Raw genomic sequence first — 15,539 nt, 5'->3', positions numbered from 1 at the left:
TATCAGGTTTCGTATAATCTGTTGGTGATACAAAAGATTACATTGGCATTGATACTAATGTAAATAGAGTGTATTGTTTACACAAGTAAGTTTATAAGAATTGTAAATTAATTATTGAAAAACGCTTTAGCATGATGAAAAACTCAATTAATCACATTAATGTTAATAAATTATTAACAAAACCTATTTTGTATTAAAAAAATAGAAATGTAATATTCTTGTTATGATACACCATCAACCGGTTATGTATCCATTTAACCTCGTGTTATGGATTAAAGCCATTGCCGGTATTGATTTTTAATAATTTTCAAACCCTATAAAATCCTTCCGTTTCAACCAAAATATAGTGTTAAAATATCATCATCTTTTGGTAAAAATGTCACTGTAACACTTATTAAAGGGCCTTTTTGCCTTACCATAATGTAAAAACAACACTATACAAAATTGCTTAAAACCCCAGCCTTTAAAAACGTAAAAAAGCGGCCTGACGTTAACGTCAGGCCGCTTTTTTACAAGTTGCAACACCTATAGTTCAGTGTTATTTATTCCACTGAACTGATGCATTATGTGTATCTGTTGAATTTGTACCGATCTGGACAATAAATTCGCCCGGTTCCCAGTCATAAACCAGCTGATTATTGTAAAATTTAAGGTCGGCAGTGGTTACATTAAAACTGATTTCTTTGCTCTCGCCAGGCTGCAGCATTACTTTCTGATAGTTTTTTAACTCTTTTACCGAACGGCTTATGCTTGCAACAGGGTCACTGATGTATAATTGCACCACTTCCTCGCCTGCAACTTTGCCTGTATTGGTTAAGGTTACGGTAGCTTTAAGCGTTTCATTACCTTTTAAACTGGTTTTGCTCAACTTAACATCGCTGTAACCAAAAGTGGTATAGCTTAAGCCATAACCAAACGGATAAAGCGGATCGTTTGATATATCAAGGTAATCTGACTTGAATTTAGCAGGGCCCTGGCCACTGTATGGGCGGCCTGTATTTTTATGGTTATAATATATAGGTATCTGCCCTACGCTGCGCGGAAACGTTGCAGTAATTTTTCCGGCAGGGTTATAGTTACCAAAAAGCACATCGGCTATTGCATTACCGGCTTCGGTTCCGGGTGCCCATGCATCTAATATAGCACTGGCGTGTTTATCTTCCCAGGTCAGGGTTAAAGGCCTGCCGTTAAATAATACGATAACCAACGGCTTGCCGGTTTTGGCCAATGCTTTAAGCAGCTCTTTCTGATTTTCAGGAATATTAATATCCGATCTGCTGGATGACTCGCCCGACATGTTTGACGATTCGCCAACAACAGCAACCACAACATCAGCTTTTTTAGCAGTTTCAACCGCTTCATCAATCATTTCCTGCGGGCTGCGTTTATCTTTTGCCTCAGGGCCTGTTAAAGCAAAGGCGCGAATGCTTAAAAGTGAATCATCACTAAAGTTTGCGCCTTTGGCATATAATACCTTTACATTATCGCCAACCACATTTTTTATCCCTTCCATCACACTTACTGATTTGTTAGGATCGCCGGCAATTACCCAGGTACCTAACATTTCCGAATGGTTATCAGCCAGTGGGCCAACCAAAGCTATAGTGCCCGATTTTTTAAGCGGCAAAGTTTCTGCCTGGTTTTTTAACAACACAAATGAATGCTCGGCAACTTCCCTGGCCACTTTGCGGTTTTCGGCCGTAAAAACATCCTTTTGTTCCCTTGCCGGATCAATTGATTTATTAGGGTTATTAAATAAGCCCAATTTATATTTAGCCTCCAGCACACGGCGGCAGGCAAGGTCAATTTCCTGCTGGGTTACTTTTCCTTCTTTTAATGATTTTTTAAGGGTGGTTAAAAAGCCCTCGCCTACCATATCCATATCCAGGCCTGCTTTTAATGCAAGAGCCGATACCGTTTGCAGATCGCCAAGTCCATGGTTGGTAACTTCGTTTACCGCAGTATAATCTGAAACTACAAACCCGGTAAAGCCCCACTGCTTACGCAGCAGATCAGTCAATAACCATTGGTTAACGGTTGCAGGCATACCATTAATAGTATTGAACGAACTCATAAAGCTACCTGCACCTGCATCAACTGCTGCTTTGTAGGGCGGCAAATAATCCTGGTACATTTTTATAAGGCTCATATCAACTGTGTTATATTCGCGTCCGGCTTCGGCACCGCCGTATAATGCAAAGTGTTTTACACAGGCCATTACAGCATCGGCATCCATCATGCTGGCACCCTGGTAACCTTTTACCATTGCTTTTGCAACCTGCGAGCCGTACCAAGGGTCTTCTCCTGATCCTTCAGAGATACGTCCCCAGCGGGCATCGCGGGCAATATCCACCATTGGCGAAAATACCCAGTTAAGCCCCTCGGCAGTTGCTTCCTTAGCCGCTATTTTGGCCGATTGTTGTATCAGGCCCATATCCCATGTTGCCGATACCCCTAACGGGATAGGGAAAATAGTACGGTGGCCGTGTATTACATCTAACCCAAAAATAAGGGGGATATGTAAACGGGAATTTTTAACGGCCAGGTCCTGGATTTTTGAAACATACTCTGTTCCGTAAACTCCGAACACCCCACCAATTTCGCCTTTGGCAATTTTTTCTTCAACACCTTTATTAACTACCGACCCGGTTATAGCCCGGCCCATAGTTACTAAGTTAAGCTGGCCTATTTTTTCGTCGAGCGTCATTTTGCTCATCAGGCCGGCAACAAAGGCATTCATTTTTGCATCATTGCTTTTTGTTTGTGCTGATGCATGGTAAACAGGCGATACAGCAATAAAGCAAAGCATGGCTTTAATGACAGATTTTTTTGAGAAATATTTTTTCATCTTATAATATGGCTAAGAAATAGCACCGCATAATTTATTGTTTTGGGGCAAAGCAATAGATATACGTAAGCTAAAGTTTAAATAATAATAGTTATAATTGGTTTACTGCACTAAAAACGATAGTGTATTATTGACACAAGAGTAATATTATAATTTAAATAATCAAAGTATTTTTGTAGAATAGCAAAAATGTTAACCAAAAAAGAACTTAAAGAGTATTGTGATGATGCCAGGGAAAACTATCTCCCTCATATTTCTATTGATTGTGTAGTGTTTGGTTTTCACGAAGGCTTGTTAAAAGTATTGCTGCTAAAAGTAGCTAATGAGGATGAATGGTACCTGCCAGGCGGTTTCCTGTTTAAAAAAGAACCCATTGAAATGGCTGCCGACCGGATATTAAAGGAACGTACCGGATTAGATGAGATATTTTTACAGCAGTTTCATGTATTTGGTGATCCCGACCGCTCAAAACAACATTTTGAGATGTATAACGATATGCTGCCTAATGATGAGAACTGGTTTGTAAACCGTTTTTTGACCATAGGCTATTATGCATTGGTTGATTTTTGCGATGTTAACCCGGCCCCTGATGTATTTTCGGCAACCTGCTCCTGGTGCGATCTTAATGATCTGCCAAAATTAAAGCTGGATCATGGTCTGATATTAAAAACAGCACTTGATACGCTGCGCCTGCAGCTAAACTATCAGCCGATAGGCTATAACCTGATGCAAAAAGAATTTACCATGCCCGAACTGCAAAAACTGTATGAAACCATACTGGATAAAAAGCTGGACAGGCGGAATTTTCAGCGGCGGATGCTTGGCTTTGGCATTTTAAACAAATCAGAAAAATTGCGTAAAGGTGGTGCCCATAAAGCACCGTATTTATATTCGTTCGACCTGGAAAATTACCAGGCGGCCTTAACCGAAGGCTTTAAGGGAGGTTGGTAAAACATTTTTTAACTTGGCCTGTTCGCTTTGCGATCGCTAACATACAGTTTAAGATAAATTTTTGATGAAACCTATTTCTTCGTTCATAACAGCACTGATACTTTTAGCTGGCGCCAATAGCTATGCCCAAACCACTTTGCCCATCCCGGTAAATTTGCAAGCCACTTATACTAAGGGTACAAGAACCATCAATGGCGCACCGGGCAAAAATTACTGGCAAAACTACGCCGACTACACCATTAATGTAAATTTTGATCCGCAAAGTCTTTTATTGCAAGGCACCGTATCTGTTGATTATACCAATAACAGCCCGGATGATTTGAGCGAGATTGATTTTAAGCTTTATCCAAACATTTATAAAAAAGGATCGGTCAGGAACATGCCTGTATTACCAGCCGATATTACAGATGGTGTGCAGATTAAAAAAATGAGCATCAATACACAGGATCAGGATGCTTCGGCCTGGACGATTGACGGCACCAATATGACGGTGAAACTATCATCGCCACTGGCCTCAAAACAAAAGATCCATTTTGATATTACTTATGCTTACACTATCAATAAAATATCACATATCCGTACCGGCCAGGTTGACCCAAGTTCATTCTTTATAGCCTACTTTTTCCCGCGGATTGCAGTTTATGATGATATTGATGGCTGGAACCAAAACCATTACCGCGGCTCGGAAGAGTTTTATAATGATTTTTGCCATTTTAACTTAGCAGTAACCGTACCGGGCAACTATAAAGTATGGAGTACCGGAACCCTTAAAAACACAAGCGAAGTTTATTCCCCACAAATAGTACAACGCATAAATGCAGCAGCATTAAGCGATAAGGTAACCGATATTATTGCCGAAAGCGATATAAAGGCCGGCAACATTACCCCAAACAACCCTACCAACACTTGGAAATTTGAGGCCGATACCGTTACTGACATGGCCTTTGCCACAAGCGACCATTATATATGGAAAGCCAGCAGCCTGGTGGTTGACCCAAAAACAGGCAGGCGTACCCGCGTTGATGCGGTGTTTAATCCGCAGCATAAAACGTATTTCAACGTGATCAATTACGCCCGCAAAACGGTTGAGGCAATGAGCTATCAGTTTCCAAAATGGCCTTACCCCTATCCGCACGAAACCGTTTTTGATGGTTTGGATCAAATGGAATACCCCATGATGGTGAACGATAACCCGGTTGAAAAAAGTGATGATGATATTGAATTAACAGACCATGAGATTTTTCATACCATGTTCCCTTTTTACATGGGTGTAAACGAAACTAAATACGGCTGGATGGATGAAGGCTGGGCAACCATTGGCGAATGGGTGATTAGCCCCATAATTGATCCATCTGTTAAAGATACCTTTGGCGTGGAAGAATATGCTACAAGTGCCGGCAAAGAAGAAGACCAGCCTATTACGGCTCTTACAACGCAGTTAGCGGGTATCAGCTTCTTTACCGATTCGTACCCAAAACCGGGCATGGGCTACCTTTATGTAAGGGATATGCTTGGCGATGAACTATTTACCAAAGCACTGCACAATTATATTGCACAATGGCACGGCAAACACCCTATGCCTTATGATTTTTTTAATTGTATGAATGCAGGCGCAGGCATCAACATGAACTGGTTTTGGAAAAGCTGGTTCTTTGATAACGGCATCCCCGATTTAGGGATAACCAAGGTAAGCAATGTAAAAAATCAATATACGATAGTTATTACAAGCGAAGGTACTAAACCTGTACCTATTGATCTTATCATAACTTACAAGGATGGCAGCACGCAAACCTATCACCAAAGTGTGGCATGCTGGGCCAAGGGCAATAAAACATTTACAGTTAACTTAACTGCAAAAAAGAAAATTACAAAATTAGTTTTAGGCGGCACTTATGATCCGGATTCGCATAAGGAAGATAATGTTTGGGAGGCTAAATAAAGCAGCTGCAACAGCTTTGAACTTTAGCTTTACCGATGATTATTTAAAAACTGAGGCTACATGCACGGAAGCGGTTTAATAAAGATATTTTTATTTATTGCAGCAATAAGCTTGCTGATGGATTGGTACGTATTTGCAGGTTTACAAACCTTTACATCCAACTGGCGATCCATCCGCAGGCAGCGAATAATTAGCTGGGGATACCTTATAGTTTCTGTTGGGGTTACCATTGTATTTATTATTGGCTTTGGCAGTTTTAGCACAGCTAAGGGGATGACGCCTTACCACGAATGGATACTCAGCATTTTCCTCACCTTTTTAATAACCAAATTAGTTTTCATACTGGTTTTGTTTTTGGGTGATACAGGCCGCTTTTTTTATGGGATAATAAACAACATCAGCAAACCAAAAAAAGGCGCTGTTAAGCCTTATTTCCCAGCAAGGCGTAAGTTTATAACCGAGGCTGCTATATTAGTTGCCGCAATACCATTCAGTGGGTTTGTTTATGCCATGATAAAAGGCAAATACGACTATCGGGTACACCGACAGACAATTTACTTTAACGATTTGCCCGAAGCATTTGACGGCTTTACCATTACCCAATTATCTGATATTCATTCAGGCAGCTTTGATAACACCGCAGCCGTACAGCGGGGTATTGACCTGGCGCAATCGCAAAAAAGTGATCTTTTTGTTTTCACAGGAGATCTGGTCAACAATGCCGCCTGGGAGATAGAACCGTATATTAGCAATTTCAGCACACTCAGGGCGCCTTTCGGGCAGTTTTCTATATTAGGTAACCACGATTATGGCGATTATATCCATTGGGATAGCGATGCCGAAAAAGCGGCTAATCTTGATAAATTAAAGGAGCATCACAAAGCATTAGGCTACCGCTTATTGCTGGATGAAAATATTGAGTTAGAAAAAAACGGACAAAAGATCTCGCTGATTGGCGTGCAAAACTGGGGCCGGGGTTTTATACAAATTGGCGATCTGGACAAAGCACTTAACGGTGTTGATAAAGATGCCTTTAAGATCCTCCTATCCCACGACCCTACCCATTGGGAAGAAAAAGTGAGGTATCACCCTGCTAACATCCATTTAACTTTAGCCGGCCATACACATGGCGCACAGTTCGGCGTTGAAACCGATAGTTTCAGGTGGAGCCCCGTGCAATACAAATACCTTGACTGGGCCGGTTTGATCAATGAAAAGAAGCGCTACCTCTATGTGAACCGGGGCTTCGGCTTCTTAGCATTTTCGGGCAGGTTAGGCATCTGGCCGGAAGTTACGGTGATCACTTTGAAGAAGGCCTGATAAGTTATATCGTATGCGGTGGCCTTTGCACGTTTACGGTTAATTTTAATTTACGGATGGGTGTCATCCTGAGGCACTCGAAGGATAAGCGCAGAGGCCTTTGCCCACTCGTGCTTCGAGGGCCTCAGCATGACAGTCCAATTCTCCATTACTTTTTCATTACAAACACTGCCGATGGGAAGGCTTTATCATCAAAAACCTCTTTTAAACTATTAACCTTACTAACGGTATCAAAGGTCATCACTTGGCGGGTATCGTTTTTATAAAGTGGCCATTGCGGTAAAGTGGTAACATTCGGGTTCCCGGTTTTTATAAAGGCTACCCATGCCCCGTGAATACCAATTGCCAGCTGTTTTTTTACAGCATCGGTACCTGTAATACTCATGTTATGGTCGTTCCATACGTATTGCAGCTCGGCCGCATGGCGGGCACCGTATTCTTTTGCATCACTATATTCAAAGTGGTACATCCAAACCGGGATGCCATTATTAACCAAAATTTTAGCAAAACGATATGAATGCATCTGGTACATGTACTGGGTTAACACATTTACAGCTGCGGCATAAGGCGCCAGTGTTTTAACCTGCTGTAAATAGGTTTTATAAACCAGGGGCTCGTTATCCTTAAATAAAGGCTTTAAAATAGTGGTATCCGGATGATTTTGCCAGGCTTGCTGGCTAACAAATAAAGCAGCCTCATATTGATTGGTACCAATCAGCGCCTTTATCCGCGGTATATCTTTACCGCTTGCATAGTGGTAAGCATCCTCTTTAATCACAACCCCATCATACACCGGGCCAAAGAATGAGTTACCGCCAATACCTGCACAAACTATACCCTGTATCTTCATTATGGAATCTGCGGGGAGCGTTAATAGTTTACGGGCATCATTAGGACCCAAACCCATTTGCTTTAAGATCATTGTCCGCTCGTTTTTTGCCGTTACGGTATCCCTGATGCATTGTACCGAACCACTTTCGGCAATATATTGCTGAAACAAACCTTTTGATGCCGGGGATACCAGTACTGCGCTGATCAGCTTAGCCCCTGCCGATTCGCCCATTATAGTTACTCTTTCAGGGTCGCCACCAAAAGCTGCAATATTTTGTTTAATCCATTTTAGCGCCATTACACAATCAAGCAAACCATTATTGCCCGATGCGGCGTAGCGTTTATCCACATCGCCCATATATAAAAAACCAAATGCACCCAAACGGTAATTAATGGTAACGGCAACAATATCGTCCCTGTCGGCAAATGCATGGCCATCATTGCCTTTACCTGCACCATTGGTCATGCTGCCACCATGCACCCATACCATTACAGCACGTTTATGATTATCTGCTTTTGGTGTGTACAAGTTTAAAGACAAGCAATCCTCCGTCCCAGAAACTTTACTGCACGATGCCTGTGTAGCTATTGAGCCAAAGTTTTGCGTCGATAATGTATCTGTCCAAACCGTATGCTCAGCAGCAGGCATAAAGCGTAATGCCCCAACCGGAGCAGCGGCGTAAGGAACACCTTTAAACACAGCAATATCATTTTCTATAACACCGCGGATATACCCTTTATTGGTTTTAACAACCGGGTCAGTTGCCTGGGCATTGACCGTATTATTAACAATAATTGAAGCAAATAAAAAAGCAAAAAAGGATTTTATTATGGCTGATGACATAGCAAATGGTTTATGCTGATAAAATTAAGCATTGCGCAACAAACCGTCTGTAACAATTTGCCCCATTGCCAAATACCCTGTGAGCCTCCCCATACAAACTGGCACGGTTTAAGCATTATCAACCTAAACAAAGAAAAAACACCCATGACACAGCAAAACACGAAGAAGATAGGACAACGCCCGGTGAGTAAACCGGTCAGTAAAATGGATACCCTGCATGATACATGGACGGTAATGAAACCTTTTGTACATTTTTCAATCAAGGCAGTGCAGGTAATAGCCCATGCATTGATATTTATTGTTAAGCATATCCCCAAACCCGAAGACAATAAACCTGCCGGAAAAAAGAACGATAAGGTGATTAAAATATAATAAAGCTTGTAACGGGTCTGCTATCGCGAGGTTCTCGAACCATGCGGCAAAGGCCCCTGCGCTTATCCGTCGAGTACCGCAGATGACACCTACGCTCTCTACACAAGCAATTATTTAGAATTAAATTCATTATTTTTATTTAAATTTTGAATTTAATTCTAAATAATAGTAATATTACAGTATGATTAACGAAACAGAGATCATACTTGATAAAACAGACCTGCACATATTGCGCCTGATGCAGGATAATGCCCGCATCTCAAATGCCGACCTTGCCCGCGAACTGGGCATGGCCCCATCGGGCATATTAGAGCGCGTTAAAAAACTCGAACAAAAAAATGTGATCCGCCAGTATACGGCTCGTATAAACCCCGATGCTTTACAGCAAAAAATGCTGGCCTTTGTTTTTATGAAAGCCGCCGACGGCCCTGGTTGTAACGATACAGCGAAAGAATTAGCTAAAATTCCTGAAGTGCAGGAAGTGCACCATATTGCCGGTGATGATTGCTACCTGGTAAAGGTGCGCACTTATGATTCAGCCTCGCTGATGCACCTGATGCGGAACAGCTTTGGCAAAATACCTAACCTTTTAAGTACCCGTACTACCATAGTACTTGAAACGGTTAAAGAACAGCAACAATTAGTAATACCCGAAAAATAAATAGCCCATGCCCAAATCTTTACAAAAATCAGCTTCGCCATTATGGGTTATCATTGCTTTTGCAACGGTTTATATTGTTTGGGGTTCAACCTATTTTTTTATCAGGATGGCCGTACAAGGCGGACTGCCCCCGTTTATTTTAGGTGCCATACGTTTTACTATTGCTGGGCTGTTACTTATTACCTGGAGTGCACTAAAAGGCGAAAAGGTTTTTGTTTGGAACGATATTAAACACGCAGCCGTAAGCGGCATACTACTTTTATTTGTAGCCAACGGCATAGTGATATGGTCAGAGCAAACACTGCCGAGCGCTATGGTAGCCATACTGGTATCATCAGCACCTATTTGGTTTGTGCTGCTTGATAAGCCAAACTGGGCCATAAATTTAAAGCACCGGGCCACTATAGCAGGCCTTTTTATTGGGTTTGCCGGAGTGATATTGTTGTTCAGCGAGCAGATAGAAAAAGTATTTAGCAGCGGTAGTTCGCATTCACAATTACCCTGGATGCTGTTATTGCTTTTTGGTACCGTGGCATGGTCGGCAGGGTCACTGTATTCCAAACATAAACCTGCAACAGGTTCGGCATCGGTTAATACGGCATGGCAAATGTTATGGGCAGGTTTTGTTTATATCCCGGTAAGTTTTTTACATAATGAATATTCGGGGCTTAATGTGCATAGCATTAAAACCAGCGGCTGGGTGGCTTTGATATACCTCATAATTTTTGGCTCCATAGCCGCATTTAGTGCCTATGTATGGTTGTTACAGGTGCGCCCGGCAACGCAGGTAAGCACTTATGCCTATGTTAACCCGGTTATTGCCGTAATATTAGGTGTGGTATTTGCCGGCGAAAGTATTTCTTTTACGCAGATAGCCGGCCTGTTTGTAATATTAGGCAGCGTTTTACTTATTAACCTGGCCAAATACCGTAAGGAGAAGCTGGCACTTGCAAGTAGCTGATATATATTCCTTTTTAAATCCCTTTAGGCAATGACCTGGCTTTGGCTTCCCATTTACCAAACTCAAAGTATTCATCAATGCTTACATTGATCTTGCTGCCCTTTTCGTATTTACCTTTGGAGTAATTGTTAACCCGCAAAACCACACCGCTGCGCTCAATAATCAGTTCTTCAAAAAAGCCTTTAAAAAGCACTTGCTTAACTGTCCATTTGTTGCCAAAACCTTTGCCTATTTTAACATGCTCTGCATAAACCACAATGGTATCGCGCTTGCTTTTAATACCGCAGCTTTTGGCTTCTTCGGTAGTTAACTGGCTGCTACTGGCTAATATTTGGGCAGTATAAAGCAGTTTGGGGGTATTATAAAGCTCTTCGGGACTGCCGTTTTCAACTATTTCACCTTCCTTTAGTACAATAAGTTCATCGGCCATTGATAATATCTCGGCCGGGTCGTGCGATACCAATACCACGGTAACTCCCCATTCTTTTACAATATGCCTGATATCGTGCTGCAAACCCTCGCGGTAAGTGGCATCAACCTGGTTAAAGGGCTCATCCAGTAATATCACTTCGGGTTTGCTGATCAACGCCTTGGCAATGGTAACCCTTTGCTTTTCGCCCCCGCTTAGTTTGCCAAATGGCTGATCTTTAAGCGGAAAAATATCCAGCATGTTCAATGAATCGGTTATCTTTTGCTCTTCGGATGCTGTATCCAGCTCAGATAAGCGCAGGCCCGATCTTACACTTTCCCAAACAGTAGCCAGTAGATCCATGTCCTGGTTATTTTGGGTAACCAACCGCATGGCTTCGTGTGCAGGCTGTAATTTTTCTTCGCGTTTTAAAATACGTTCTTCCTTAAAAAACACCTCGCCCGAGTCTGGCTGCATTAAACCATAAAGTAAATTAAGCAAGGTGGTTTTACCGCTGCCGCTTTCGCCAACAATGGCAGTTACTTTTCCTTTCGGAATAAATATGGTTACATTATTAACACCTGTAGACTTATCGCCAAAATAGTTTTTGGTAACCGATATGGTTTCCAGGATCATTTCATTATGCATACTGAGCTGTGTTTATCGCTGTATTAGTAAATCAAAAGTTGTAAATCAGTTTTATCTGCCTTATCAGCGGGTAAATATTCCCAAACCTAAACTATAAAAGTTTATCTTAAAAATGAAAATGAATTTGAACCATAAATTAATATCCACATCAATAAAAACGACTTATAATTGGTAAACCATTATACTTTAATCATTAAACTACTTGATTTTATAACAGGTAACAGCTTATTATTCCCGATAATATGATGCTGGTATTTTAATTTATTTATATTTAGCCAGATAAACTTTAAAACAAAATCCCCTATGGAAAACGACAAAACCTGGCATCAAAAGCACAAAGAATCATTAGCGTTCGGACAAAAATTAGCCGACTCCGTAGCAAACGGAATGGGCTCATGGCGCTTCATCATTATTCAAACACTTATAGTTGTGTTGTGGATGACCCTGAATGTGATTGGCTTTGTTTACCATTGGGATGTTTATCCTTATATTTTATTAAACCTGCTATTTTCTACACAGGCTGCTTACGCGGCTCCTATTATTATGATGGCGCAAAACCGCCAAAACGAGCGCGACCGTGCCAATGCCGAACAGGATTTTAAAACCAATGTTGAGGCTAAAAAAGAGATTGAAGAGTTGCTGTCGAAATTAAACTCGATAGAGATTGACAAGCTGGATAAGATTTTGGATATACTGCAAAGAATGGATAAAAAGGTTTAAAAACATCCTCTCTATTTATTAGCAGATTAAAAGGTTTTGGCATAGGTTATTATTTGCATTGCATACATTTAACTTATCCATAATTAACAAATGATGCGTTTTTGTTAGCTTTGCGGCCAAATGACTAATATTGATAAAGCCATAGTAAACGAGGCCGAAGAAGAAGTTAAGCCCAAAACGCTAAAGCAAAAGCTTTGGAACGCTACTAAGTTAATTTTAAAGATAGCCGTTACCTCAACGCTGCTTTACTATGTGTTTAGCAAAGTTCCGTTTAGCGGGGTTAAAAACAGGCTGGTAAATGCAAACTATTGGTGGATGTTGGCTGGCGTTGTGGCCTACTTTCTTTCAATGGTAGCTTCATCATGGCGCTTGCTGAGCTTTTTTAAGTCGATTGATTTAAGGTTAGATCCACGCTTTAACTTCCGCCTTTATTTGCTGGGCATTTTTTATAACCTGTTGCTTCCGGGTGGGATAGGCGGCGATGGCTACAAAATTTACCTGCTTAACAAAACCTATAAGTTCCCGGCAAAAAAAGTATTCTGGGCCATTGCATTTGACAGGCTGAGCGGACTTTGGGCCATCGGGCTCATCGTAGTAGCGCTAAAAATCTTTATCCCGCAGATAGAGATCCATATAGCTATTCCGCTTACCATATTTGTGGTTGGCAGTATTGTTTATTACACGGTTGTTAAAATATTTTTCAAGGAGTTTACCAAACACTTTTTTAAGGGCCATTTAAAGGCCATTATTGTACAATCGTGCCAGGTTGTATGTATCATCTGCGTGCTGATGGGCCAAAACTTTACCGGTAAATTTGCACCCTACCTTTTATCGTTCCTGTTATCGGCCTTGGCTGCTGTAGTACCAATTACGGTTGGCGGCGCCGGGGCTCGTGAGTATATATTTAAAATACTTGCCGGTATATTTAATATGGATGTAGGGCTTGCCGTATTTTTAAGTGTTTCCTTTTATCTCATCTCACTTATTGTTGCGCTTTCGGGCCTTTACTATGTGTTGCGCCCAAGCAGGCTGCAGGAAGGTTTACCAAAACCGGAAGATAACCAGAATCAAAATCAGGATTTACAGAATTAGAAAATTTTCAGAATCTCTGTATGATTAATTCTGTTCATTCTTTAATTCTGTAAATCCTGATTCAGACAATTTCATTCAGACAAATTTCTTCATTACTGTAAATTCTGATCAAACTTAATTACCTAATTTTACGTTTTCTTATAAACCGTTAGTAATTAATGAGCCAGTTTAATAATTTCGGCAATCCACAGGTTGCTGCATTACCCGCGCATTTAAAACAATTTATTGTTGATCAGCAATACGAACACTATACACCTATTGATCATGCCGTATGGCGCTATGTTATGCGCCAGAATTACAGCTATTTAAAAGATGTTGCTTACTATCCGTATATCCCCGGGCTCGAAAAAGCGGGTTTATCTATAGAAAAAATACCAAGCCTACAGGAAATGAACAACGCACTGGCTAAAATTGGCTGGGGCGCAGTAACTGTTGATGGCTTTATACCGCCTGCCGCATTTATGGAGTACCAGGCTTACCGCGTTTTGGTTATTGCGGCAGATATACGCCAGCTAAAACATATTGAATATACCCCCGCTCCGGATATTATCCATGAGTCGGCCGGGCATGCGCCAATTATAGCCGATAAGGATTACCACGAATATCTGAGTTATTTTGGATCTATAGGCGCAAAAGCCATGTTTTCGGCACAGGATTTTGAACTGTATGAAGCTATACGCGCGCTATCCATACTAAAAGAAATGCCCGATGCTGATGAAGCAGCCATAAAAGCAGCCGAAGAATTAGTTAGTTACCGGCAGGAAAACATGGGTGAGCCGTCAGAAATGGCGCTGCTGAGCCGCCTGCACTGGTGGACGGTTGAGTACGGGCTGATCGGCTCGATTGAAAACCCTAAGATCTATGGTGCGGGCCTGTTATCGTCCATTGGCGAAAGTGTGAGCTGTATGATGGATGATATTAAGAAACTCCCCTACACCATTGATGCTATTAACTACACTTATGATATTACCAAAACACAGCCCCAGCTTTTTGTAACCCCAACGTTTCAAAACCTGATTGATGTGCTGGAAACCTTTGCCAACACCATGTCGTTCCGCAAAGGAGGCGCTTATGGGCTGCAAAAGGCTATTGAAAGTAAAAATACCTGTACCGCTGTTTACAGCTCTGGCTTACAGGTTTCCGGCACTTTTAACGAGAGCCGTGTAAATGCCGATGGCGAACTTATTTTCATCAAAACCACCGGACCATCGGCCCTGGCTGTTGATAATAAACAGCTGAACGGGCATGGTAAGGATTACCATAAAGATGGTTTTAGTTCGCCTGTAGGTAAACTAAAGGGCCATGCAATGCCGCTTGAAAACCTGGCCGTCACAGAACTTAATTACTTTGGTATAGAAGAAGGCAAAACAGTAGTATTGAACTTTGAAAGCGGTATTACTGTTAACGGCCTGGTAAAAAGCATCCTGTCATCAAACGGAAAAACGCAATTGATCACTTTTACTGATTGTACCGTTACAGATAAGGATGGCAATATACTCTTTGATCCATCGTGGGGCCTGTATGATATGGCTGTTGGCGAAAAAATAACGGCTGTTTTTTGCGGCGCAGCCGATAAGGAAGCTTTTGTGGAGATAGTTTATAAATCGGTAACCAGCACGCATCATACCGTTTATGATGATGATACCATTGAATTACATAAGCTATACCAGCAGGTTAGAAACCGCAGGCATACCGGCGGCGATTTTGGCTTTTTAGGCAATGTTTGGGTAATACTGCAAAGAAAACACCAGGACGACTGGCTTTGTGCGCTTGAAATATTAGAGATACTGGATCACGAAGATGTTGAGCATCAGTTAGCTATGGAAATTAGAAAATTCCTGGAGCAAAAAGCCATCAGCAACCCCGAATGTAAAAAGCTGATAACCGATGGATTTTATTTAATTAAGCATCCGGTTGAGCAAAAATTGGTAGTTTAGTAAAAC

General features: G+C 41.5%; 12 protein-coding genes. 9 read left to right on the top strand and 3 right to left on the bottom strand.

The window, feature by feature from the left end; all coding sequences use genetic code 11:
* Positions 1–538: 538 nt before the first annotated feature.
* The gene (gene bglX / locus ACQY4U_RS16885) at positions 539–2,848 is read right to left on the bottom strand and encodes a beta-glucosidase BglX (RefSeq protein ID WP_428330624.1); all 2,310 of its coding nucleotides are present in this window, start codon (positions 2,846–2,848) and stop codon (positions 539–541) included.
* 189 nt (positions 2,849–3,037) lie between these two features.
* On the opposite strand from bglX, the gene ACQY4U_RS16880 reads away from it, so the two are divergent.
* The 3 genes from ACQY4U_RS16880 (at position 3,038) to ACQY4U_RS16870 (ending at position 7,058) form a co-directional block, all read left to right on the top strand.
* Positions 3,038–3,799: an NUDIX hydrolase gene (locus ACQY4U_RS16880; RefSeq protein ID WP_428330623.1), complete on the top strand. Its 762-nt coding sequence runs from the start codon at positions 3,038–3,040 to the stop codon at positions 3,797–3,799.
* A gap of 64 nt (positions 3,800–3,863) precedes the next feature.
* Positions 3,864–5,738 carry a M1 family metallopeptidase gene (locus ACQY4U_RS16875; protein ID WP_428330622.1) on the top strand — a complete coding sequence of 625 codons (1,875 nt, stop codon included), beginning with the start codon at positions 3,864–3,866 and terminating at the stop codon, positions 5,736–5,738.
* A gap of 117 nt (positions 5,739–5,855) precedes the next feature.
* A complete protein-coding gene (locus ACQY4U_RS16870; RefSeq protein WP_428330621.1) occupies positions 5,856–7,058 on the top strand; it encodes a metallophosphoesterase in 1,203 nt (400 codons plus the stop codon).
* Positions 7,059–7,206: 148 nt separating this feature from the next.
* On the opposite strand, the gene ACQY4U_RS16865 is transcribed toward ACQY4U_RS16870, so the two are convergent.
* Positions 7,207–8,733 (bottom strand): carboxylesterase/lipase family protein, encoded by a 1,527-nt coding sequence (locus tag ACQY4U_RS16865; protein ID WP_428330620.1) that lies wholly within the window; start codon positions 8,731–8,733, stop codon positions 7,207–7,209.
* Between the two features lie 144 nt (positions 8,734–8,877).
* Here ACQY4U_RS16865 and ACQY4U_RS16860 point away from each other — a divergent pair, with 144 nt between their 5' ends.
* The 3 genes from ACQY4U_RS16860 (at position 8,878) to ACQY4U_RS16850 (ending at position 10,727) form a co-directional block, all read left to right on the top strand.
* Complete coding sequence (locus tag ACQY4U_RS16860; RefSeq protein WP_428330619.1) at positions 8,878–9,105, top strand: hypothetical protein; 228 nt, start codon at positions 8,878–8,880, stop codon at positions 9,103–9,105.
* A 181-nt stretch (positions 9,106–9,286) separates the two neighbouring features.
* A complete protein-coding gene (locus ACQY4U_RS16855) occupies positions 9,287–9,766 on the top strand; it encodes an Lrp/AsnC family transcriptional regulator (RefSeq protein WP_428330618.1) in 480 nt (159 codons plus the stop codon).
* A gap of 7 nt (positions 9,767–9,773) precedes the next feature.
* The gene (locus ACQY4U_RS16850) at positions 9,774–10,727 is read left to right on the top strand and encodes an EamA family transporter (protein ID WP_428330617.1); all 954 of its coding nucleotides are present in this window, start codon (positions 9,774–9,776) and stop codon (positions 10,725–10,727) included.
* Positions 10,728–10,740: 13 nt separating this feature from the next.
* Here ACQY4U_RS16850 and ACQY4U_RS16845 read toward each other — a convergent pair whose 3' ends face one another.
* The gene (locus tag ACQY4U_RS16845; RefSeq protein WP_428330616.1) at positions 10,741–11,784 is read right to left on the bottom strand and encodes an ABC transporter ATP-binding protein; all 1,044 of its coding nucleotides are present in this window, start codon (positions 11,782–11,784) and stop codon (positions 10,741–10,743) included.
* 303 nt (positions 11,785–12,087) lie between these two features.
* Here ACQY4U_RS16845 and ACQY4U_RS16840 point away from each other — a divergent pair, with 303 nt between their 5' ends.
* The 3 genes from ACQY4U_RS16840 to ACQY4U_RS16830 all read left to right on the top strand — a co-directional run bounded on the left by ACQY4U_RS16840 (position 12,088) and on the right by ACQY4U_RS16830 (position 15,533).
* Entirely contained in the window at positions 12,088–12,504 is a 417-nt protein-coding gene (locus ACQY4U_RS16840) for a DUF1003 domain-containing protein (protein ID WP_428330615.1), read from the top strand.
* A 120-nt stretch (positions 12,505–12,624) separates the two neighbouring features.
* A complete protein-coding gene (locus ACQY4U_RS16835) occupies positions 12,625–13,596 on the top strand; it encodes a lysylphosphatidylglycerol synthase transmembrane domain-containing protein (protein WP_428330614.1) in 972 nt (323 codons plus the stop codon).
* 158 nt (positions 13,597–13,754) lie between these two features.
* Positions 13,755–15,533, top strand: coding sequence for an aromatic amino acid hydroxylase (locus ACQY4U_RS16830; RefSeq protein ID WP_428330613.1), 1,779 nt, complete (start codon positions 13,755–13,757; stop codon positions 15,531–15,533).
* Positions 15,534–15,539 lie beyond the last annotated feature (6 nt).

The organism is Mucilaginibacter sp., from assembly GCF_965277465.1.
Classification (GTDB): domain Bacteria; phylum Bacteroidota; class Bacteroidia; order Sphingobacteriales; family Sphingobacteriaceae; genus Mucilaginibacter.
Note: the sequence above shows the minus strand (reverse complement) of the source record. Positions and strands in the feature narration are given on the sequence as shown.